Here is a 22,507-nt window from a genome sequence, read left to right as displayed (position 1 = left end):
TAATTAGTTTTTTAATCTTTCGTGTATTAAAAGCTGATTTTTGGTAATAACCATTTCGCCTTCGTTGACTCCTTTGTCAAAATAAACCCAGTTGTTGTTTTTTATAATCGGATTAATTTCTCTGGTTTCTATTGTACAGTCATTTTTGTAGATTAAAATATGATCGCGGTTGTTATCAAAAATGACTGCTTTTGCTGGAACAGCGACTAATGTTTCGCCACCCAGACTTTTATCAATAATAATATCTGCGGTCATTCCTGGTTTTAGTTTTAAGTTTTTGTTTTCCATTACGATTCTCGCTTTCAAAACGTGTTCATCGGCATCAAAAACTTTGGCCATCATTTTTATTTTCCCTTTAAAAATTTCTCCCGGATATGCTGGTGTTGTAACATCTACAGGCATATTTTCAGAGATGTTTTTTAAATTACTGGTGTAAACATTTACCAAAACCCAGATTTCTTTTAGGTCAGAAATAGTAAAAAGTGGTTCGCTGCCATCTGTAATCTGCATTCCTGGACTTATATTTTTGTCTACGATATAACCTTCCGTTGGAGCTTTTATCTGAAATACAGATCTTTCGCTGCTGGCACTAAACATGGCCAGATTGGCTCTTACGTTTTCAAGCGATGATTTTAAAACATCCAATTCGCTTTGTGCCTGCATTAAATCTTTTTGAGAAGAAATTCCATCTTCAAACATAGATTTAACCGATTGTAAATTGCGCTGCGCTACTGTTATCTGCGATTGCAATGATTTGCTTTCAGACTGCATGCTGTTTAATTCGGTACTTTTTATTTCTGCCAGAACTTGTCCTTTTCTAACGTAATCTCCCAAAGAGAAAGCAGTTTTGGTAATAATACCTTCAACAAGGCTGTTAAACTGAACGACATTATCACCATTGTAAGTAATATTTCCAGTAAGATTTATCGATTCGCTTACAGCGCGTTTTTGTACTGGCTCTATTGTAATTTTTTCTTTTAGATCTTTATCAATGCAGAACTTTTCGTCTTTCGTTTCTTTTACTTCTTCTTTTTTGCCGCATCCGTAAACGAGCATTACCCCAAGTATCGGGAATACAATATATTTTTTCATTTTTGATGTTATTTTTAGATAATTAAGTTTTAATTGATTTCCTGACCTGAGATATACCGTAGTTCTTCCAGATTTTTGTTGAGGTCTTTTTTAGCATTAAGAAGGATTGATTTATTGTCTAAATAGGCATCGACAAAATCCAGAAACTCCAGCATACTGGTGTTTTTCTGCATGAAGTTTTTACGATAAGCTTCTAGAAGTTTATTCAAATCTTCTTCGTAATTGGCTTCTACATTTTCATATAATTTTTTCGTAACCAATAAATCTTCATAAGATTGCAGTACTTCCGATTGTACGCTTAATGTTTTCTCTTCAGTTAATAATTTTCCCTGATCTACTGCCAGTTTTGCAGCTTTGACATTTCCTTGATTTCTATTAAAAAAAGGAAGATCAAGAGAAAAGCCAACTCCTACGAAATCATTCATTAAACTCGCTCCGCGGTCATAACTTACACCAAGAGTAACGTCTGGAGTTCGCATCGCTCTTTCGTATTTGTATTTGTTGTCGTTGTAATCGTTTCCAAGTTTAAGAACTTTCATGTCTGGACGATTTTCTACAGCCGAAGCCATAAGATTTCCTAGGTTGATGTTTTCAATGTTTTTATTATCAGGAACAAAACCATCATCAGTAAGTTTGATAAAGCTTGAAGCAGGAAGATTCATCAAAACTTTAAGCTCTTTTTGCAGTGCATTATTGTCTTTTTGTAAATCACTTATTTCTTTTAGAAAACCAAGTTCAGTTGCTTTTAATCTAATATATTCGCCTTTGCCGACATTGCCTTGTTTTACCTGATTGCTGTACGCTTTTAGTAAAATCTGCATAGACGAAAGCTGTTTTTTGTAAATCGCTGTTTGAGCTTGATTGTATTGCAGTTCCGTTAGATTGCCTCTGAATTCGATTTTTAGATTACGCAAAAAAGTCTTGAAGTATTCTTTGGCAATAGCCGCATTCACTTTTTCCATGGCAATCATCTTTTTACGTTTTCCGGCAGTCTGAATTAGCTGTTCTAATTCTGCAGTAACTTGAGATGTTTTACCAAAATTTCCCCATAGAGGAGGAAGTTGTTGTGCCGTAGCATTGTTCCAAAGATTGATTTCGCCAATAGTCAGTGTTGGATTAGGCCATAATTTTGCCTGAATTACCTGTGCATCGGCAATATCGATGTTTAGTTTTTCGGAAATAAGAGAAATATTCTTTTCCAGGAATAAAGCCTCGGCTTTTGATCTGGAAAGAACAATTGTATCGTTTATTGCAGTAAGCTGCGCCACACTTTTGTGTGAAACAATAACAAACAAGGTTAAAAGTATACGTTTCAAATTAAGTAGTTTAAATATCCTGCAAAGTTATCTGCGGTATATTAGCCACTAATTTGATGTATGTTATAAGGCGGTTAGAGCTGGATTAGAAAATGATTAGAGTGGCGGAAACTCTAATGTTACCGTTGTTCCCTGATCTTTTTTGGAAGTAATGGTAAAGTTTATATTGTTTTGTTTAAAGATAATATTGGCCAACGAAAGTCCAACGCCGCTGCCTTTTATATCTTTTACATTTTTGCCTCTGTAAAAAGTTTGTTTGATAAATAATAAATCGTCTTCACTGATTCCAGTTCCGCGGTCTTCGATTATAATTTTAAGCTGATTACCTTGCTGAAGCAGACTTATTTTAATTGGGTTTCCGTTAGAATATTTGACAGCATTTTCGATAATATTATACAAAGCAATTTTAATTTCGTTGTTGTTTCCTTTTATGGAAAGCAGTTTGTCGTTTTCAACTTCAAGGGCGATTTGTATCGGCGAACTTTTGAGTTCATAAATATCTGGTAGTTGATCGTTTATGTCCCAAAGTAATTCATCGACTCTAAAAATTTCATTGAGTTCTGTATTGTTTCGAAGTCCCGAAAGCATCATGAGTGTATTCAAAGTATCTTCTATCTGATAGACGTTTTCTAATACTTTCTCAGACATTTCTTTGTATTCTGTACTTGTTCTGTCTTTTTGGGCAAATACTTCAAGATTTCCTGAAATTGCGGTTAAAGGCGTTTTGAATTCATGCGAAACATAATTGATGAAATTCTTCTGAATGGAAAAAGTGTCTGATAATCTGTTGAATAAGTTGTTGTAAGTTGCTACAAGTTCCTGAATGTCATCTTTCGTATCTGGAGTAACAATTTGTCGATCGAGAGATGAAGCCTGAATTTCATTTACTTGATCGATGATATTTTTTATGGGACTATAAGCCAAATTAGAAAGCACACGGCTTACAATATAAATAGTTATTAATCCAATGATTAGAACCATAATCATAATAATCTGTAGTCTATCGGTCATGGTTTTGAATTCGACATCGTTCTTTTTTACAAAAACAACAAAATCTCCTTGATTGTCATGATAATAACTTCCGAAATAGAAATGATGCTTTGATTTAAAGCTTAATTTTCGGTTTTTTCGAATATAATCAAGTCTTTCAGGATTTATATTGTTATCTGAAGTTTTGTCTCCATAAACAATTTGATTTCGTTTATCATAAACCCGTGTAATGATTTCTACCGAATTTTCTCGGAATTGCTGTCCAATTAACAAATGCTGATTTTCTGGTAATTCATCTTTCTCCAGATAAAAAATACCCGTTAGCAGACACGTTTTTTGAAGCTCATTATAAACAATTTTTTCGGAATAAGTATAGAATGAAAAATAGGTTATAATAGAAGCAATGACAAATACAACGCTAAAAGTCAAAGAAGATATTAGAGTAAATCGATTACGTATTCTCATGATTATTCTTTAAGCATATATCCTGTACCTTTTATGGTATGGATAAATTTATGGTTACGCTCGATTTTATTTCTCAGATACGACACATAAACATCAACGACATTGGTGTTGTTGTCATAATTAATTCCCCAAACGGCTTTTAATATCTGGGTTCTTGAAATTACCTTATTTCGGTTTTCCAATAAAAAAAGCAGGAGTTTATATTCTCTCGGAGACAAATCAATCAATTCATTATTTTCTGTAACCTTATGTTCTTCAGGATTTATAGTTAAACTTCCTAAATTATACAAAGTTGCTGCTTTGTCGTAGTTAAATTTAGTTCGTCTTGTCAAAGCATTAACTCTTGAAATCAATTCTTTAAAATGAAAAGGCTTAACCAAATAATCATCTGCGCCAGAATCTAAAGCATTAACCTTATCATCGGTGTCACTTAAGGCGCTGAGCATTAAAATAGGCGTATGATTTTTTTTAAAACGCATTAATTTAGTTAATTGAATACCGTCAATTCCAGGAAGCATAATATCCATTAAAATAATATCCCAAATATCGTGTTGGATAAGATCTCTGGCGATTTCTCCAGTCTCAGCAAGATGAACAGTAAAATTGTTTTCTTCTAATCCTTTTACTATAAAATCGCTGATGCGCTTATCATCTTCAATAAGTAAAACATTCATAAATGGTAAATTATAATGGTTGCTGTTTTGACTAAAACTGAAATGTGATAATCAAATTTTTAGATAAATTGTCTTGATAAAGATTCCCAAAAATAACATTTAATAAGTGAAGGAGATGTTAAATTGGAAAAATTGTAACATAATGGCTTTTCCTTGCAGTAGATTTTTAGGAGTAATGAACTAAAGAAAAGCTATCGTTGACCAATACAAACCCCACAATTTGGCCAGGCTAAGAGAAGTTGAAGCCACACCTCTAAATATTTGATTTTTATGGAGTGTCTTTATAACGAAAATAAGAATACAGCTAGCTGTATTGATATTTTTCGTAACATTACAATAAAAAAAATGAATACACTAACTACTATAAAAATCACATTCACTGTTTTATTTTTCCAGCAGATTGCCTTTGCTCAGGAAACCAAAAAAGAAACCGCACCGCCTCAATATACAATTGAAAACTGTGTCAATCATTTTGAATTAGACAAAGCGAAGAAAACCAAAGTCGGCTATCAATATTGGTTTGCCGATAAAGATTTTACTCAGGAAAACACCTTAAAAATGAGTATTGTTGAACCAGGAAAATCTACCCACGCGCCACATCATCATCCTGAGGAAGAATTTTTTTACATCTTAGAAGGAACAGCGGAATTCTATCTTGACGGAAAAACCAAAACGGCTGGCCCAAATACTAGTTTTTACTGTCCGCCAAATGCCGAGCACGGAATTAGCAATGTGGGAAAAACAGATTTAAAGTATTTGGTGATTAAAAAGGATTTGAGGTAGAAATTGAATAGAGATTTTTTACAAATTCAAAAACAGAAAAAACTATTTTGTTTTAAAATCAAGTATAGTATCCTTTATTAGTGTAACTTTTTCAAGTTGGTCTTTATATAGAAAATCAGAAACTATTTCACCTTCGATTTTTATTTTAAGATTGTTTTTGTCAAACTTTATTATTTTTAGTTTTCCTTTTGTTCCATATAATTTTACTATTCCGATTGCTGCGCCCCTCTGTAAGCAATAGGTATCGAAAATATCATCGTTTTGAAAAAAGTAAACCTCTCCAACTTTCAAAGAATCTGTTTTTAAGCTAAAGTAAAAATCGGTGCAAGAACGGGTATCTGCAATATCTTTAACGTTTTCATGACAATGTTGAATGGCATAAATGGTTTTGTTTCCCGAGCCAATTTCTTTATAGTTTTTTAGAAAACCGTCTACAGGAACCAACTCTGAGTTTTTATAAATAATAGAAGTAAATTCGTCATAAGAATTGTCTTTTATTTCAGTTTTATTTTCGCAGGAAAACAAAACAATCAGAAATACTAAAAGAAACTTTTGATTCATATTTTGGGATTTTTATAGCCGATAATGATAGTATAAACTTACAATTATTTTTAAGATTCAATGGCCTGCTTTAAATATTTCGTTATCAAGAGAGATTTGAAGTAAATTCTAGGCGAAGTCTCCGGATTTTATGTTTGTCCTAATGAAGCATTTATGGTATAAAATAAGGAACTAAGCTGACATGAATCTTATATAATTTTTGTTTTATTTTTAATAAAAAACTGAAATTCAATTAATTAACTTTTATTAAAGAAAGGTTTAACATCAGCTGTTTTCGCTGGCCGTATCAAATAACTAATTTTAGATAAATCAAATTTAGTAATGTTTAAATATTTAAAATTATGAAAAAGAATATAGCCATATTGGCCACAAACGGTTTTGAAGAATCAGAATTAGCATCACCTAAAGCTTATCTAGAAGAGCAAGGTTGGAATGCAGATATCATCAGTTTGAAATCAGGAACTATCAAATCCTGGAAAGACGGTAATTGGAGTAAGGAATATGATGTTGATGTGGTATTAGACCAGGCAAACGAAGCTGATTATGATGCTTTGGTTCTTCCGGGAGGAGTTATAAACCCTGATTTATTAAGAAGAGAAGAGAATGCGGTAAATTTTGTGCGTTCCTTTTTTAAAAGTAAAAAACCAGTAGCAGCTATTTGTCATGGTCCTCAAATTCTGGTAGATGCGGGTGTTTTAGAAGGTCGAAAAGTAACTTCATTCTTCTCTGTTAAAAACGATTTGAAAAATGCTGGAGCGCAATGGGAAGATTCAGAAGTAGTTGTAGACAACGGATTAGTAACCAGCCGAAATCCTAATGATTTGCCTGCTTTTAATAAAAAAATGGTGGAAGAAATCAAAGAAGGAATACATGAGCGTCAGACGGTGTAAAACGATTTATTGAGATGTATCAAATTACAAAAATGCAAGATCAACTTTGGTCTTGCATTTTTTTTAATGACAGGATCGCCCCGTACTAAATGATCGTGATAGACGAAGTAGATTGCTTAATCCTCAAGAAACATTTGAGGTGATTGATCTCAATCTATATTTTGAATAAACCAATTAATATAATCCGTTTTGATATTTTCAACTGTCACTTGTTTAGCTAAAAGAGAATTTTTTGGAATCATTTCTAATAAAGCTAAATTGACATTTAAATTCACTATTTCATTTGAATTATTAATTCGAATAGGCTGACCCAAAACAGTATTAAAATTCATTTTATAATTAGAACCAGAATAGTTTATTGCTGCAAAATTCCAAACATCAAAATAGACTATCCAATTATTGGTTTCGGGATTAATATTCTGAATGTATTTTTCAAAATTTTGAAAACTTTGGATTTCCTTAATCTTATTCTTTCCCGAGTCATTTCTAAAGCAGTAAAGTTTCTCTTGCTTCTTTGCAATTTTTATAATCTGCTTTTTTGATATTTCTTTTGAAATATTAGAATTGATAAAATCAATATTGAAATTATTACCGTTCTGATTTAATTGTTTTATTAAATTTTCCAGTACTGACTTTTCTATTTTTTTATTTGGAAATTGAAATACCGTATCTGAAACTTTACGATCGTTTTTCTTTGTTTGAGAATTGTAAGCATATCGATTAGAAATTGACTGAAATTCTTTTAAAACAAAAAAGTTTTCATCGAGAACGAATTTAAAGTTTTCTCTTTTTTCAAATTCGCCAGTTTTGCTAAAATTATAATGACCTATAGAATAGCTGATAACAAATTCTTTTTCAGGAATAACTTGCCCAAGTATATGGAAAGAAATCAAAAAAAATATAAAGTAAAACTTAATCATTGTTAAGTCGTTTTTCGATTGACGTGAATTACAATTGGATTTTGACTATCCATATCTCTTTTATTCCTACCAAACAAACCAATTTCTACATCATTTGTTTTTTCTGGTATTTCGCTTGGCGCTACATAAGTATACATACCGTATCCATGTCCTGAAATTACCCAGCCTTTATTTTTTCCTAAATTAGCCGTTCCAAAGTCTCCAGCAGAACCTCCTGCATAAACTGGCCCAAATTCTTTCATTAATTGTAGAGCTTCACTTTCTAAATCGCTAATTATGTCTGCATTGTCAAAAACGATATAAGTTCCATTTTTAAATAAAACCCAGTCTTGAAATTTCGGATTTATAGCGAGTTTAACTTTCAATATTAAATCGGAATCCATCATTTCTTTCGATTGTTCATTTGTAAAGTTTTTCCTTTCTGAATTATTACGGTTTGATGAAAGAAAAGACAAAAGAGAAGATATGATTTGGAATCGTTTCATTTTTATGTATAATTTTTTAGATTCATAAAAGAAATTGCTCTTATTCCTTTCCCCAAATTCGAGTATTCAAATCCAGTTCCTGCACTATATCCTGCATAAAACGCACAATCGAAAGATCGTCAGTAAGTAAATTAGGATCTAACAGCGAAGAATGAATTGGAGCTTCAAAGTAATTGTGAGACAACGGAAAAGCAATATACATTTTAGAGTGTATAAAAGAAATCGAAATTGTTTCGTCTGTTTTGTTGTTTAAATTCAGAATTCTTTCCATCATGGCTGGAGTCAGAATATATCTCGCTTCAATTTGGTTTCTGGAATAGGTTACAAATTTACTATCAAATTCAGTGTTTTCTAATTGAACCAAATCGGTGTTGCCGAAACTGAAGACATTCTTAGAAAACCAGGAACCAATAGAATCTCCAAAACTTTTTGGACGAACAATAGTTGACACATTAAAGTTTTTATTGAAATCGGCTACAAAAATAATTCCCTTAAAAATCGTATGCCATTCTGTGCGGGTTCCGTTTTTAGTATGCGTTTCGGTTTTGTACTCGGCATGTACTTCTGAGAACCAAAAAGCGGTTTTATCGGCTGTTCCGTTTACTAAATCTTGTGTCTTATAACGATCTGGTCTAGTGGTAAAAAGCTCGGAACTCACAAATTCATAATGTGGTAAGCCGCTTTGAGGTGTAATGGTCAAAGTTTCATTAATCTCTTTTAAAGCAGATCCAACCACATTAATTTTATAAGTGTTTTTATACTTTCTGGCATCATCATCTACTCTGTAATAGGTTATAATGCCAATGATAGCAGGAACCAAAGCTCCAAATATTGCTAATGTAGGAAAACGGATTAGAAAGCCAACAAGCAATACCAGTCCAGCAAGGCCAAGTAAGATATAAGCACTTTTGTAGGTTTCGGATATTTTTTTTCGGTCAATTTCTAATGTATTCAAAACCTCTTGCAAGGCTTTAGTACTAGTATTTTCTGAATCCATTAATTGTTAAAAAGCTCTTTTGCACTAATGTTTTTACGCTCTTCTTCTGGAGTTTCTAAAACATCGATTTTGGTATAATTCAACATGCCAGAAAATATATTTCCAGGAAACATCATAATAGCATTGTTGTAATCGGTTACGGCAGCGTTATAGGTTCTTCTTGCAGCAGCGATTTGTTCTTCGCTTTCTGTCCATGTCGATTGTAAGTTCAGGAAATTAGTGTTGGCTTTCAAATCAGGATAATTTTCAACCGTAACCATTAAACCTTTTACAGTAGTGCTTAATTCGGTATCCAAACTTGCTTTTTCAGTATCGGTTAAGGAACTAGAAGTAGCTTTTGCACGAAGTTCCACGATTTTTGTTAAAGTACTTTGTTCGTAATTCGTGTATTGTTTTACCACTTCTACCAGATTTGGAATCAAATCGAAACGTTTTTTCAGCATCACATCAATAGCAGAAAAAGCATTGGTTACTTGATTTCTTTTTCCGATAAGTGAATTATAAATTAATACACCAATAAAGATGAATGCAATAACTAGTATAACAATAAACATAACTTAAAATTTTAATAGGTTAGGAAGCAAATATATAGAAAAGGAAATAAGTTTTGTTCTTTTTTTTTGTAGGAAACAGTAATTGTGCAACAAAAAAAAAACAGCACTTGGCTGTGTACTGTTTTGAAGAGTTTGATCTAATTGTTACTGTAAAAAAAACAATATTTAATAAGTATCCTAAGCAATATTAGGTGTGTGTTTTTCGAAATAGTCAGATGCCATTTCTACAATTGCCTCTTTTGTGGTAAAGCTGTATTGTACGCCATGATCGAGCTTGTACGATTCTCCCATTTCTGGGTAATGTTCTTTTCCGTTTGCATGAAAAGAATCTGTAACGTTGACCCAAAGATTACTGTCCTGATCTTTAAAAGAGTAGAGGTCAGTATCAGACACAATAAAGATAGTCCCATTGTCATTGTCCAATATAGACGTGTATTTACTGCTGGTATAAGTGCCTAAAATACTAATATTATGATTGTATTTTTTAGACAGTAAGTCCGTGATTTTTTTTGTTAGTGGCATAACATGTGGATTTTTTTTGTCTTTGAAACTGTAAATTTAAAATTACGAAATTTATCGATTCAGCCACTAAAAGTTTTTTTTATATTAAAATAAGTTTTTTTTCAAGTTAAAAGAAGCATTCTTTTAGAGCTTAGAGTGTTAGCTTTCTAATTTTATGAAAGATTCAGACAAAAAAAGACAGCACCTATTAAAGTGCTGTCTCTTTGAACAAGTTGTAATTTTGTATTTTAAAACCAAATCAAAATTTTAAAATACCGCATTAAAAATGCGTACAGTTTGGGTAACTACTAACAATAAAAGCGTAACGTAGGTTATTCCGTTTTTGAACCGCTTTTTTTGTGTCTTTGCTGGCTATTTACCAGTTAATTTTAATTAAAAGAGATATAAGTATCAATTTTACCAAATAATTTAGATTTAAACTTTTGATGGTTCAGATCGATTTTTTCTGTTTTATCACGGCCTTCGTAAAAGAATAATTTTTGGTTGACAATTTTGATTCCGTAGTTAGAATCAATAAATTTTCCAAAATAAGCAGCCGCTTTTTCCAGAACTTCTTCTCTGGTAGTAAAAATATATTTGATACCGTCTTTTCGGGTATATTCTTCTCCTGCTTTTGGATAATATTTTTTATCGTTGTAAATGAAAGATCTTGGCGTAGTGGACCAAAAATTGTTGTCTGAATCCTTGAATACATAAAGTGAATCGAACGAAACAGAAAACATGGTTCCATTCTTCGTATCTAATATAGAACTGAATCTGCCATCTAAATTATTGTTAAGAATAGAAATACGGGATTTGTATTTTTGAGAGAGTAATTCGATTACTTTTTGTATAGTCTGCATAACAATTGTTTTTAAGTACTATATTAATTTACGGATTATGTAAATTTAGGGTTTTAGTGTTTTTAAGTGTAGCTCTTAAAAGTTATAAAAACAATATAAAAAGTTTAAATTTAAGTAGTTATGATTTTATAAGAAGCTGTAAAAGAAGCAGCGAGACAAAGGAATAAAGGCTTTTCTCCTTTATGATTATACTTTGTCGAAATCATTCTTTAAATGTTATATTTGTTTTTACGTCTAAACTTATACTAAAAAAAATATGTCATTAACAGGTTCACTATACAAACTTTCAAACGAGGAATTAAAAAATCAGAGAAAGAATAAATTTTCGGAATTAGAATCCTTGAAGGAAACTGCAGATTTGAGTTATTTCGCAATTGATTTACTTGAAATATTAAATAAGTTTTCAGGACTTGGCAGTGAAGCAGTGGGCAAAATAATCCAAGGCAATAACTCATTTTCTCCCGAAGATGGTTATATAGGTTATTCAACTTCTGAAGAAGTTAAGAAAAACAAGGAAACAATATTAGACCAAATAACAATTGAAAGATTTTTGGAGTTTTGGGAAACAGGCGAAAAAGAAAATTATTCATTTACAAGACCTAGCCAGAAAGCCTTCATTTTGGAATATTTTCAAAACATTAAAGACGCTTATGAAATGGCCGTAAACGAAAATAAGGCATTAATTTTCAGAATAGGCTAAAAATTGTTTTTCTAAGGTAAATTAAACTTATTCTGAAATTGATTTAGGAGAATGCCCTTAGAACTGATCAATATTGTCATTAATAAATTTTTAAAAAAACTTTGTGTCACAGCGCCTTTGTGGAAAAAAAAACAAGAGAAACGCAAGCAGTAGCAAGGAACAAGCAACATCAGATTTTATAAAATTCTAGGTAAATCCTGTAAACCTCTCCATTTCTGAAAACGTAATTTTAAAGCTTTACTTTTTACGCCGATTATTATGGAAGATTTCGTTCAGGACGTTTTTAAACATTTAGAAAATTATTATTACAGTATTGTTGATCTTACGCCAAAATTTATTCTGGCTGTTGTTGTCATTCTGGTTTCGTGGTTCATTGCGACCCGCATTGGTATTTTTGCGGGAAACCGACTAAAAGCCAAAATGCACGACCGACTTCTGGCTGTTTTTATTGCCCGTTTAATCAAATCGGTTTTGATTATTATTGGGGTTTTGTTTATGTTTAAGATTATAGGTCTTGATGGAGTTGCGCAAAGCATGCTTGCCGGCGCGGGAATCTCAGCTTTTGTAATTGGTTTTGCGCTTAAAGACATTGGTGAAAATTTCCTTGCTGGAATTCTGCTGGCTTTTAAACGTCCTTTTAATATTGGCGATATTATAGAAAGCAACGGTGTAAAAGGCGAAGTCATCAACCTGAATCTGCGTGACACCGAAGTAAAGAGCGATTCTAAAATCATCTATATTCCCAATGCGCTTTTAATTAAAAATACACTCATCAACTACAATAGCGAAGGCTTTCTTTTACAGACTTTTACCGTTGGACTAGAATACGGTTCAGATTATCACCACGCCATTGAACTCGTAAAAGAAGTACTCCACAAAAACGAAGACGTAACCGACAAAGATTATGAAAACGCCGCGGTGATTACAGATGTTGCGGCAGCAGGTGTCATTCAGCTTAATATTCGGTATTGGGTAAAAACAGGGCCGCATGGTAAAAACTCCGAATGCCGTTCTAAAATTATTGCCGAAGTTTTGAATACTTTGAAGGAAAATGAGTTTGTTTTGAAATAAGGTCGAAAGGGACAAAGGGATAAAGTTGCAGAGTTTTTTTTCAAGTTTGATAGCCCTTTGATTGCTTGAGCGTCTCTTTATAGGGTAAACTTTTATTAATAATTGTCTTCAATAATATTAAAAGATTTTTTCCATATCCCGTCTTTATTTGTATAAAGTGCAAGACTTGAATTCCCATAACCTTTGTGACGATGCAAACTTGCAATATATATAAATGCTGTGTTATCACTTTTAATATATATAGGCTTCGAAATCATAAGAACCTGACTAGTCAGATCTTTATTGAGATATTCTAAAATATCCGATTTCTGAAGTAATTTACGATTATTAAAGTCCTTTTCTTGCCATTCATTTTTATATTGTTGTCGAATAGCTTTAGAAAGATATTCTAATTCTTCGCCAGTTAGTATAAGGTTTTCACTTTGAAAGTCTGGATTGGTTATGTATGGTTTTTCAAGAATCAATTTTAATAAATGTTCTACGTTTACAGAATCAATTTTTTTAGCAATGAAAGTTTCGCCTTTATTATTAAATGTTTCTTGTCTAATGACATCATTTAGTAAATCTTTTTTCATCATTTCATAGTTTCGCATTTGAGCAAAAGAAAGTGAAGTAAATAGAAATAAAAGTACCGATAACTTCATTTTAAACATTTATTAGATAATCAAAGATATGTTACTCAAAAGTATGCATAATTTTTTGTTTCCAGTTTGATTGTATTATTAATAGAATATTCTTTTTTGTAAAAATAACCTTTTATATTTAGCCTAAATTTCTTTTTATAAATAATTCTAAAACAAATGGCAACGGACGGAGTAAAAATAATTGATGGCGATTTAGCCCGCGATACTTACGAACGAATAATGGATTTGTATGACAGCGATGCAAGTATCGAAACTATCCAAAAAGAATTGCCATTTATAAAAGAGGATTATGGAATCGATTCTGATTTTTACCATGAAATATTCGTTACTGCCTATGCTCTTGCTTTTTGGGAAATTGGAGAACTAACCCCTGAAATTCATGATGAAGTAAAACGAGTTACAGACTTAAAAGCGGGAGTAAACGTTTGGACAGCGGAATGTGATGCTAATGAAGGCAAAAAAAGACAGAGAGAACTTGATAAATTGCTGAAGAAAATAAGTATCCCGAATGTAAAAGTTAGAAATAGAAAGAAATACAGAATCATTAAAAATCTCTATTTTCAACCCGATGATGTATTGACGTTTCAGCTTTCAGACCAAAATTACTATGCTGTGGTTTGTGCTAAAGTTACGCAGCAACGCGGACAATGTACATACGATTTAGTTGCCACTACTTATAAAGGCAAAGACAAACCAACAGTAGAAGACTTAAAATCCTGTTTTATTGCTGGACGAAAAATTGGTTCAGGCTACGATTGGAGAACAATGCTAGAATATCAGCCAGGTGTTGATGAAATTTGGAAATATCTTAAACAAGATGGCATTTTCTTTGGCTTGCCATATCATTTGGTAACCCATAGAGATATTATAAGTTTTAAAGATAAATTTGAAGTGATAGGAAAACTAAAAATCAAGGAAAGTTTTAAAAGAGATGGTGGTTACGGTTACGAATCTTCTTTTGACCGATTTGAAGATATTTTTAAGGATTTGGATCATCATATGCATGTTTTTAGGGAACAGAAATATCCTGTGACACTTCTATGTGAGTTTTAATAAAATATATTAATTTTCTTACTTTTTTGTTGTTTTTTACGTATATTTGAAGTTCTTAAATCTTCACATTAAGACAACATAAAATTTGCCCTCGTGCTATGTAGTAAAGCTCCGAAAGGACTTTGACGCCGTGAAGAAGCGTAAGACTGCTAAGGTATGAGGGTTTTTTCTTAAATTCTTCACTTTATGAAAAACAACACCCTTTCCAAAGAAGCCGAAACAAGGCTGATTGATTTTTTTAACCACATCATAGATCCCGAAGATATGGCTAAAATCTTAAGACAAGTAAACTGCATTTTAGCTCTCGGCGTAATGCGACAACACGAAACCCTCCAAATTGGACTAACAAATTTTGAAGACAATTATTATTGGCTCAATGAATTGGCGGAAATTTTGAATCCTTATTTGAGTGAGGAGTAAGGTTTATTAAAATGGAAAAACCTCGATTTTTTTTTTAAGAATCGAGTTTTTTATTTAAATGCGATAATCTTTTTCAAGTAATGATTTTATATCAGCGAACTCTTCTATGTAATTATTCCTTACTTCCTTAAAATCCTTTGAATACTGACCGATTATCGTTTCCTGTGAAGGCTCATAATCCAGATTTTCTAAATGATAAATTCTGACATGAGATAATATTTCGTCTAAATTTTGTAGTGAAAAATAATCACTTTCTTCGTCCATTTTTAAAATTATGTTTTCGATATGATTTATTAAAATATTTTTTACTTCATCTGAAATTATAAACTCATTAAAATCAAGAAAGGCAAACATGTCTATAAATATATTATCGATGTTTTGCACGAGCTCCTTTTTTAATTCAATAAAATCTTTATCATCATTTTTAAGTTCGTTAAAGAGGAAAATATAAAATACTAACAAAAAGCCATCTTTGACCCAAAGCGATCCATATTTGTATTCTAATTTACTTTCAGAAGGCATACATTATTGATTTTAATACACTAGAATGTTATTTGTAAAAATCAAATTTATAAAAAGTTTACCATTTTTCTAATTCTCTTTGGCTGTCGTTTTTTTGAAGTTCAAGAATAGACTTTTCGACCCCGAAGATATTGCTAAAATACTAAGACAAGTAAACTGCATTTTAGCTCTCGGTGTAATGTGACAACACGAAACCCTCCAAATTGGACTAACCAATTTTAAAGACAATTATTATTGGCTCAATGAATTGGCGGAGATTTTGAATCCTTATTTGAGTGAGGGGTAGGGATTGTGAAATTGAAAAACCTCGATTTTTTTAAGATCGAGGTTTTATTATTTCTATCGTTGTTTAGATTTAACAATATCATCTTTAATGCATCGTAAAAAAAGATATATTTTACAATCCTAATAATTTATCTGTTTTATTATCTTCATTTTTTAATTTTGCTTCTAAAAATTCTATTTTTTTATCGATTTCGTTTTTAAAATCTCTTATAATTTCAACGATTCCATTATCTATTAAGATTTTTTTTAATTCCTTAGTCATTTTTACATCGCCTTTTGTAATTTTTTTGTTTGCTATATAGATTTTTAATTTTTCTTCTAAAACAGTATTTCTACAAAAATGTGCAAATTTTATGTAAGTGTAAGCTTTTGTAAATTGTAATAATTGGGTGCGGAAATTTACCGTTCTAAATATTATAAATTCTTTATTGTCTTCTGAAGATTTATCTACAAAATTATCATACATAATTCCTCCATTTATTAACTCCATATATTTATCAAAAAGAAGCAAGTCGTCTTTAATATCCAAGATTGATGAATAGTTTTCTAGTTGAGGAATAATAAAAAAGGTAGTAAATCCTTCTTCATCAAGTTCGTTGCAAATACTCCAAAAGTTAAAGCTTTGATCATTACTTGAATTTACTAGAGTTGATTGTAAATTCTCATAGGCTTTCCTTTTTTTTTCTATATTTAATTTTGATATAAACTGGCTGCAAAATATTCTTGAATGGATCTGTGAGGAAAATTATATTCAAAACCATCTTTTACTATAATTGAAATAGGTGTCACTAAATCATAAATTAGATTTTCAATATTGCATTTAATATCTAAATACTTTATAACATCGGCTAGTTTATCTGTTAAAAATTCATTTGTAAACACAATTTTACCTTCAATTAATGTTAGGTAGGAAAAGACATTTAAAATACGTTCAAAATCTTCTCTTTCAAATTTAGTAAGCTTTTCTCTGGGAAAACTATTTTTTGTAATTCCATCATGTTTAGAATAAAGTGTGTCAAATACATTTCTATAAAAAGAGCTTTTGCGTGAAGGAATTTCCGGATGACTCTCAAATGCGACAATGAACATAGAAAGTAATAAGGGATTTTTTAAATAATGAAGATAAGCCGAGTTTTTTTGCTCTTTAATAATTTCAATAATCCTTTGTCTTCGCTCTTGTGATTCAACAATTTTTTTTATAAAACCTTCTACATCATATTTTGTTAAGGGTTCAACAAAAAAATCATGGAACCTTGAGAAATTTTCTGCACCACTTCCAGGTCTAGTTGTTATTAAAAAAGAGTTTTTGGAATAAGAGTCAATAAATAAGTCAATTTGACGATTGATTTCCATTTTTTTTTGTAGAAAAAATTTCATCATATCCATCTAATAAAAACAAGAAACTTCCATTTTTTAAGGCTCTTTTTAAAATACGTTCTGAAGGTTTGGCAGATAATTTTAATGTCTTTTCAAATATTAATCTTTCAAGATCACCTCCATAATCATTTATAAATCGTAGTTCAACTAAAACTGGAATTTTAAATTGTGAGATGATTGATGTCAAAAAAACATGCTTTACTAAAGTTGTTTTTCCGCTGCCAGCAGATCCAATAATAGTTACATATTTATAATTTTCAAATATTTTGTTTAAATCATTAAAATTTGATGATAGATTTTTAAATTTTGCTTTGATCGGATAATATATTTTATAAAACTCAACTTTTTCTCCTCTGTGTATGAATGTATTAGTGAAATAATATTTGTCAGTTTGATCAGTTAAATAATCTTTTAGTCCAATTTCTAGCAGATTATCCCATTCATCATTAAGAGTTTTGTAAGAGTCAATTATCGGTTTTATTAAGTTACTTACTTCTAATTTCTGATCAATCATAATTTTTTGATTAAAGTTATTTTATATATAATCAAATATATTTAATTTGATTACAATTATGATAAGTAGTTTTACCTGATAGCACGCAAAATTGAATTTTCAAAAGAAAACAAAAAACAGCCCCCAAATTCATGAAGGCTGTTAAGGCAAATTTAAAAATTTGCACTCCTAAGAATGCGTACAGTAATTGGTAATCACTAAAATGAAGACAAACGCAGGTTATTCGTTTATGATATCGCCTTCCTTAGTTTCTTCGCTGGCAATTTTTACCAGTTTATCGTTTGGAGTCAAATCGCCAAATATTTCGATTTTATCGTCGATTTCTCTTCCTTTTTTAATTTCAACTCTTGTCGCTTTTTTGTTTACAACTTTCACGACATATAAACCTTCAGCAGAACTCACCACTGCCGATTTTGGTACTACAAACGTACTGTCTTTCGCGTTAAGCGGTAACAAAACTTCGGCAACCATTCCTGGTAATAAGTTTCCTTTGGTGTTGTAAACGTCCATTTCGACTCTTTCAGAACGCAGTTTTAAATCTAATGCGCCAGACATTCTGGTAATTTTAGCTTTAAAGTTATCTGGAAGCGATTTTACATTAAAAGTCATTTCGTCGCCTGGATGTAAATAACCAGTATACAATTCTGGAACAGAAACCGCCAAACGCAATTTGCTTTGCTCCTGAATCGTTAACAATGGCAAATCGGAACCTTTTCCTGCTGGGCCAACAAATGTTCCTAAATTCACATTTCTTGCCGCTACAACACCGTCAAAAGGAGCGCGAATTTCAAGATAACCTCTCATAATCGAGATTTCTTTATGCGCGGCAATTGCGGCCTGATATTGTGCGTAATCAGAATTCTTTTTGCCGCTTGCCATTTCTAAGTCGTTTTTAGAAATTGTTCCTTCCACTTTGCTCGTTTCGTACAAACGGTTGTAGGTGCTTTTGCTGGTGGCGTAAATCGCTTCCATCGATTTTAATCTCGATTCGGCTGCAGCCAATTGCGAACTAATTTCAGGCGCTTCCAAAACAATTAAAAGCTGTCCTTTTTTTACTTTCGTCCCAATATCAACTTTTAAAGTTTTGACGAAACTGCTCACTTTTGCGTATAAATCTACTTGCTGAAACCCCGTTAATTCGGCTGGTAAACGCAGTTCTGTCGTTAGTTTTTCTTTTTCTAAAAGAAACGTCTCCACTTTTGGCTGAATTTCTGGCGCAGCTACTTCTTCTTTCTTAGAATTACAGCTGTTCAGGAAAAATAATGCTGCTACAAACAGCGGGCTATATTTTATAATTTTAGTGTTCATTTTTTGGTTTTATATAATGAATATGTTTTAATCCGTTGCGTGTATTTTTTTTAAACACATAGAAACATAGTTTTCGAAGCTTTAAAAAAGGCGTTTCACTAATTTAAATGCACATAGTTTAGCTATGTGTGGAAACTTGTTTCTTCTTCTCTCTTTTTTTGACATAAAATTCTATGTTTCTATGTGTTTAATTTTTAATTACACGACGATGTGACTTTCAACTTTATGACTTTCCAGCTTTCGACTTGCTTATGGATGAAATATAATGGATACTTTCTTCGTCTTCAGGATCTAAAGAAACAGATTGTGTCGTTGTTTTAGCTTGCGCCCAGGCAAATATCTGAGGCAGGATTAATAATACGGCAAAAGTAGAAAATAATAAGCCGCCAATAACCGCTCTTCCTAACGGAGAAACCTGATCGCCTCCTTCGCCGTGTCCAATTGCCATTGGTAACATACCTGCAATCATCGCAACCGAAGTCATGATGATTGGACGAAGACGCAGCGCCGCCGCTTCTCTAGCAGATTCTAAGGCGTTTCCGTTTATTTTTCGAAGTTGTTCGGCATTCGTAACCAATAAAACGGCATTCGCAATCGAAACCCCAACCGACATGATGATTCCCATATACGATTGTAAGTTAAGCGTAGAACCGGTAATCGTAAGCATTAATAAGGCACCTAAAACTACGGCAGGAACCGTTGTTAAAATAACCAGCGAAACTTTGAACGACTGGAAATTAGCAGCCAACATTAAGAAGATTACAAATATAGCAACCAATAATCCAGATTGTAAACTGCTTAATGTTTCAGTCAATACAGTACTTAATCCAATAGGCGTTATGAACAAACCACGCGGTAATTCACCTAATGAACTAATGGTTTTACCAACATCTTTTGTAGCCGTTCCTAAATCGGTCTGGTTAATGTTGGCTGTAACAGTAATGTATGGCATGGCTCCTAAATTGTCATTTTCGCCGCTTACATAAGTAGGCGTAATTTTAGCAACGTCACTCAAAACGGGACGAATCGAATTTTTTAGCACCGGAATTTCTCCAAGATCCGTTTTGCTTTTCATTTTGTTCAAAGGCACTTGAACCTGAACGCTATACGATAAACCAGCTTTCTCATCGACCCATGTATTTTTTTCAGTATATCGAGAAGATGAGGTCGAAGCTACTAATGAACGTGAAATGTCATTCATATCCACTCCTAATTCGGCTGCACGGGTTCTGTCAATATCAATATTCATGGCTGGATAATGAATAGGCTGACCAATCTGTACGTCTCTGAAATACGAAATCGCTTTTAGCTTATTTACAATTTGAGTCGCATACAATTCGTTTCGTTTTTTATCTTTTCCAGCCACTCGAATTTCGATTGGAGTAGGAGAACCTTGACTTAACACTTTATCCGTTAATTCGATTGGTTCAAAAGATAGTCTTGTGTCTGGCAATACTTTTTTAATTCTGTTTCTAAAATCATCTTTAAAGTCATCCATATCCAAATGAATGTCTTTTAAACTCACCTGAAATACCGCTTCGTGAGAACCTGCCATAAATAGGTAAATCGGGTTGATAGAGAATAAAGACGGGTGCTGCCCCACATATACAGATGAAATTCCGATATGTTCTTTGCCTACCATTTTTTCTAATTCTTTTAAAACAATAATGGCTTGTTCTTCTGTTCTTTCCAAACGCGTTCCGTCAGGAGCACGCATTCTCAGCTGAAACTGACTGGAGTTAGTTTTTGGAAATACATCTTTTCCAATAAAGTTGATCAAAACAATTGCTAAAAGAGTAGCTGAAACTAGATAAATAACAGTAGTTATTTTTTTGTGGACAAATAAACGGTCTAAAGTTCGCATGAAACGAATCTTAAAACGTTCAAAAGGACTAATTTTTCCGTTATTGTTTGTGTCTTCTCTTTCTACGTAACCTTTCTTCTGCGTAATCAGATTTTGTTCTGATTCCGGAGTTAGACCGCTGTCATTAAATTCAGCTTCGTCATCTGTAATTTCTGGGCCGTGTTCGTGTTTTTCATGTCCTTTCATCATCCAGTTGGCCATTACAGGAACAAATGTCTGCGAAAGCAAGAATGAAATTACCATTGAGAATCCAATTGCTAAAGCCAAAGGCAGGAACAACGCTCCAGGAATACCCACCATAGTAAAGGCTGGTGCAAATACGGCAAGGATACAAAGTAAGATCAATAATTTAGGTAGAGCAATTTCCTGACAGGCATCCCAAATGGCGAGTGCTTTTGGTTTTCCCATGTCGAGATGCTGGTGGATATTTTCAATCGTTACCGTACTTTCGTCCACCAAAATACCAATTGCCAAAGCCAATCCTGATAATGACATTAAGTTGATTGTCTGTCCGAATAATTTCAGGAATAAAACCCCAGAAATAATCGAAATAGGAATCGTCATAATTACAATTAACGCTGCACGACGGTCTCCTAAGAATAATAAAACCATTAATCCAGTAAGAACCGCACCGATAATTCCCTCAGTAATCAAACTTTTAACCGAATTGATTACATAAACCGATTGGTCAAATTCATAGGTAATGTTTACATCTTCAGGAAGTGTACTCTGAATTTTAGGAAGTTCTTTTTTCAATTTCTGAACCACATCCCAAGTCGAAGCATCACCCGCTTTTGCAATACTAATGTAAACCGAACGTTTTCCGTTTACCAAAGCATAACCTGCAGTAATGTCGGCACCGTCTTTTACGGTTGCCACATCACCTAATTTTAAGTTTTGAACACCGCCTTTGAAAATCGGAATCTGCTCAAAATCTTTCACTTCTTTAATCGTATTATTAGTTGGCGTAATATAATTGATGTCACCCATTCTCATATTTCCAGAAGGAGCCGTCTGGTTGTTCAAACGAATCGCTTCTACAATCTGATCTGGTGTCATATTGTGAGAACGCAGTAAATCTGGATCTACGTTAACCTCAATAGTTCTTGGGCTTCCGCCAAAGGGAGCCGGAGATAATAAACCGGGAATTGCAGTAAAGGAAGCACGAACATAAACGTTGGCTAAATCCTGTAATTCGTTGTTAGAACGTATTTTACTACTCAAAACCAACTGTCCGATAGGAAGTGAAGAAGCATCAAAACGAATGATAAACGGAGGCTGTGTTCCTGGAGGAAAAGCCGCTTGGATTCTGTTCGAAAGCGCACTTAACTCGGCAGCTGCCTGAGCCATGTTGGTTCCTTCATAATAGGTTAATTTCATAATCATTAACCCCTGAATATTTTTGGTTTCTACGGATTTGATACCGTTAGAAAAAGGTAAAACGTTTACGTAGTTTTTGGCAAAATAAGCCTCCATCTGGTCTGGCGTATAACCTCCAAACGGATGCGCAATATAGATAACCGGCAAATTCATTTTCGGTAAAATATCTACTTTAATGTCTTTGATGGCACCGATTCCGAAGAAAAATAGACCCGCAACCAATACTAAAATAGAGATGGGTTTGCGGAGTGCAAAACGTATTAAATTCATTTGGATCT

24 protein-coding genes are annotated in these 22,507 nt (G+C 32.6%); 6 read left to right on the top strand and 18 right to left on the bottom strand.

Annotation, left to right across the window (positions count from 1 at the left end; genetic code table 11):
• Positions 1-3 precede the first annotated feature (3 nt).
• From P2W65_RS21315 to P2W65_RS21300, 4 genes are all read right to left on the bottom strand, one after another.
• Positions 4-1,092 (bottom strand): efflux RND transporter periplasmic adaptor subunit, encoded by a 1,089-nt coding sequence (locus P2W65_RS21315; RefSeq protein ID WP_289660972.1) that lies wholly within the window; start codon positions 1,090-1,092, stop codon positions 4-6.
• Positions 1,093-1,121: 29 nt separating this feature from the next.
• Complete coding sequence (locus P2W65_RS21310; RefSeq protein WP_289660970.1) at positions 1,122-2,408, bottom strand: TolC family protein; 1,287 nt, start codon at positions 2,406-2,408, stop codon at positions 1,122-1,124.
• 96 nt (positions 2,409-2,504) lie between these two features.
• The gene (locus P2W65_RS21305; RefSeq protein ID WP_289660969.1) at positions 2,505-3,863 is read right to left on the bottom strand and encodes a sensor histidine kinase; all 1,359 of its coding nucleotides are present in this window, start codon (positions 3,861-3,863) and stop codon (positions 2,505-2,507) included.
• Between the two features lie 2 nt (positions 3,864-3,865).
• The gene (locus tag P2W65_RS21300; RefSeq protein ID WP_091493264.1) at positions 3,866-4,537 is read right to left on the bottom strand and encodes a response regulator transcription factor; all 672 of its coding nucleotides are present in this window, start codon (positions 4,535-4,537) and stop codon (positions 3,866-3,868) included.
• A 345-nt stretch (positions 4,538-4,882) separates the two neighbouring features.
• Here P2W65_RS21300 and P2W65_RS21295 point away from each other — a divergent pair, with 345 nt between their 5' ends.
• On the top strand, positions 4,883-5,320 hold the full coding sequence (locus tag P2W65_RS21295; protein WP_289660965.1) for a cupin domain-containing protein: 438 nt from the start codon (positions 4,883-4,885) through the stop codon (positions 5,318-5,320).
• A gap of 42 nt (positions 5,321-5,362) precedes the next feature.
• On the opposite strand, the gene P2W65_RS21290 is transcribed toward P2W65_RS21295, so the two are convergent.
• Positions 5,363-5,881 (bottom strand): hypothetical protein, encoded by a 519-nt coding sequence (locus P2W65_RS21290; RefSeq protein ID WP_289660963.1) that lies wholly within the window; start codon positions 5,879-5,881, stop codon positions 5,363-5,365.
• A gap of 341 nt (positions 5,882-6,222) precedes the next feature.
• Between P2W65_RS21290 and P2W65_RS21285 the strand changes: the two genes are divergently transcribed.
• On the top strand, positions 6,223-6,771 hold the full coding sequence (locus P2W65_RS21285) for a type 1 glutamine amidotransferase domain-containing protein (RefSeq protein WP_289660961.1): 549 nt from the start codon (positions 6,223-6,225) through the stop codon (positions 6,769-6,771).
• Between the two features lie 149 nt (positions 6,772-6,920).
• On the opposite strand, the gene P2W65_RS21280 is transcribed toward P2W65_RS21285, so the two are convergent.
• The 6 genes from P2W65_RS21280 to P2W65_RS21255 form a co-directional block, all read right to left on the bottom strand.
• Complete coding sequence (locus P2W65_RS21280; protein ID WP_289660959.1) at positions 6,921-7,691, bottom strand: hypothetical protein; 771 nt, start codon at positions 7,689-7,691, stop codon at positions 6,921-6,923.
• 2 nt (positions 7,692-7,693) lie between these two features.
• The gene (locus P2W65_RS21275) at positions 7,694-8,176 is read right to left on the bottom strand and encodes a hypothetical protein (protein ID WP_289660957.1); all 483 of its coding nucleotides are present in this window, start codon (positions 8,174-8,176) and stop codon (positions 7,694-7,696) included.
• 40 nt (positions 8,177-8,216) lie between these two features.
• Complete coding sequence (locus tag P2W65_RS21270) at positions 8,217-9,173, bottom strand: DUF3137 domain-containing protein (protein WP_289660954.1); 957 nt, start codon at positions 9,171-9,173, stop codon at positions 8,217-8,219.
• Entirely contained in the window at positions 9,173-9,727 is a 555-nt protein-coding gene (locus tag P2W65_RS21265) for a LemA family protein (RefSeq protein ID WP_289660952.1), read from the bottom strand. Before P2W65_RS21265 ends, P2W65_RS21270 begins: the two co-directional genes overlap by 1 nt.
• Positions 9,728-9,904: 177 nt before the next feature.
• Positions 9,905-10,249, bottom strand: coding sequence for a hypothetical protein (locus P2W65_RS21260; RefSeq protein ID WP_289660950.1), 345 nt, complete (start codon positions 10,247-10,249; stop codon positions 9,905-9,907).
• A 368-nt stretch (positions 10,250-10,617) separates the two neighbouring features.
• On the bottom strand, positions 10,618-11,091 hold the full coding sequence (locus P2W65_RS21255) for a hypothetical protein (protein ID WP_289660948.1): 474 nt from the start codon (positions 11,089-11,091) through the stop codon (positions 10,618-10,620).
• 256 nt (positions 11,092-11,347) lie between these two features.
• Here P2W65_RS21255 and P2W65_RS21250 point away from each other — a divergent pair, with 256 nt between their 5' ends.
• The gene (locus tag P2W65_RS21250; protein ID WP_289660947.1) at positions 11,348-11,791 is read left to right on the top strand and encodes a DUF1877 family protein; all 444 of its coding nucleotides are present in this window, start codon (positions 11,348-11,350) and stop codon (positions 11,789-11,791) included.
• Positions 11,792-12,049: 258 nt separating this feature from the next.
• Positions 12,050-12,862 carry a mechanosensitive ion channel family protein gene (locus P2W65_RS21245; RefSeq protein ID WP_289660946.1) on the top strand — a complete coding sequence of 271 codons (813 nt, stop codon included), beginning with the start codon at positions 12,050-12,052 and terminating at the stop codon, positions 12,860-12,862.
• Positions 12,863-12,957: 95 nt separating this feature from the next.
• Here the strand turns inward: P2W65_RS21245 and P2W65_RS21240 are convergent, their stop codons facing one another.
• The gene (locus P2W65_RS21240; protein WP_289660945.1) at positions 12,958-13,506 is read right to left on the bottom strand and encodes a hypothetical protein; all 549 of its coding nucleotides are present in this window, start codon (positions 13,504-13,506) and stop codon (positions 12,958-12,960) included.
• 156 nt (positions 13,507-13,662) lie between these two features.
• On the opposite strand from P2W65_RS21240, the gene P2W65_RS21235 reads away from it, so the two are divergent.
• Together P2W65_RS21235 and P2W65_RS21230 are read left to right on the top strand one after the other, a co-directional pair.
• A complete protein-coding gene (locus P2W65_RS21235; RefSeq protein WP_289660943.1) occupies positions 13,663-14,559 on the top strand; it encodes a hypothetical protein in 897 nt (298 codons plus the stop codon).
• A 186-nt stretch (positions 14,560-14,745) separates the two neighbouring features.
• Positions 14,746-14,979: a hypothetical protein gene (locus P2W65_RS21230; protein WP_119791785.1), complete on the top strand. Its 234-nt coding sequence runs from the start codon at positions 14,746-14,748 to the stop codon at positions 14,977-14,979.
• 54 nt (positions 14,980-15,033) lie between these two features.
• Here P2W65_RS21230 and P2W65_RS21225 read toward each other — a convergent pair whose 3' ends face one another.
• The 6 genes from P2W65_RS21225 to P2W65_RS21200 all read right to left on the bottom strand — a co-directional run bounded on the left by P2W65_RS21225 (position 15,034) and on the right by P2W65_RS21200 (position 22,499).
• A complete protein-coding gene (locus tag P2W65_RS21225; protein ID WP_289660939.1) occupies positions 15,034-15,501 on the bottom strand; it encodes a hypothetical protein in 468 nt (155 codons plus the stop codon).
• Positions 15,502-15,898: 397 nt separating this feature from the next.
• Complete coding sequence (locus tag P2W65_RS21220; RefSeq protein ID WP_434783367.1) at positions 15,899-16,390, bottom strand: hypothetical protein; 492 nt, start codon at positions 16,388-16,390, stop codon at positions 15,899-15,901.
• Positions 16,391-16,476: 86 nt separating this feature from the next.
• Entirely contained in the window at positions 16,477-17,139 is a 663-nt protein-coding gene (locus tag P2W65_RS21215; RefSeq protein WP_289660935.1) for an NACHT domain-containing protein, read from the bottom strand.
• A complete protein-coding gene (locus P2W65_RS21210) occupies positions 17,117-17,677 on the bottom strand; it encodes an NACHT domain-containing protein (protein WP_289660934.1) in 561 nt (186 codons plus the stop codon). Before P2W65_RS21210 ends, P2W65_RS21215 begins: the two co-directional genes overlap by 23 nt.
• 219 nt (positions 17,678-17,896) lie before the next feature.
• Positions 17,897-18,985 (bottom strand): efflux RND transporter periplasmic adaptor subunit, encoded by a 1,089-nt coding sequence (locus P2W65_RS21205; RefSeq protein WP_289660933.1) that lies wholly within the window; start codon positions 18,983-18,985, stop codon positions 17,897-17,899.
• A gap of 223 nt (positions 18,986-19,208) precedes the next feature.
• Entirely contained in the window at positions 19,209-22,499 is a 3,291-nt protein-coding gene (locus P2W65_RS21200; protein WP_289660932.1) for an efflux RND transporter permease subunit, read from the bottom strand.
• Positions 22,500-22,507 lie beyond the last annotated feature (8 nt).

This window comes from Flavobacterium panacagri, assembly GCF_030378165.1.
GTDB lineage: Bacteria > Bacteroidota > Bacteroidia > Flavobacteriales > Flavobacteriaceae > Flavobacterium > Flavobacterium panacagri.
This window is presented reverse-complemented; position numbering and strand designations above follow the sequence as displayed.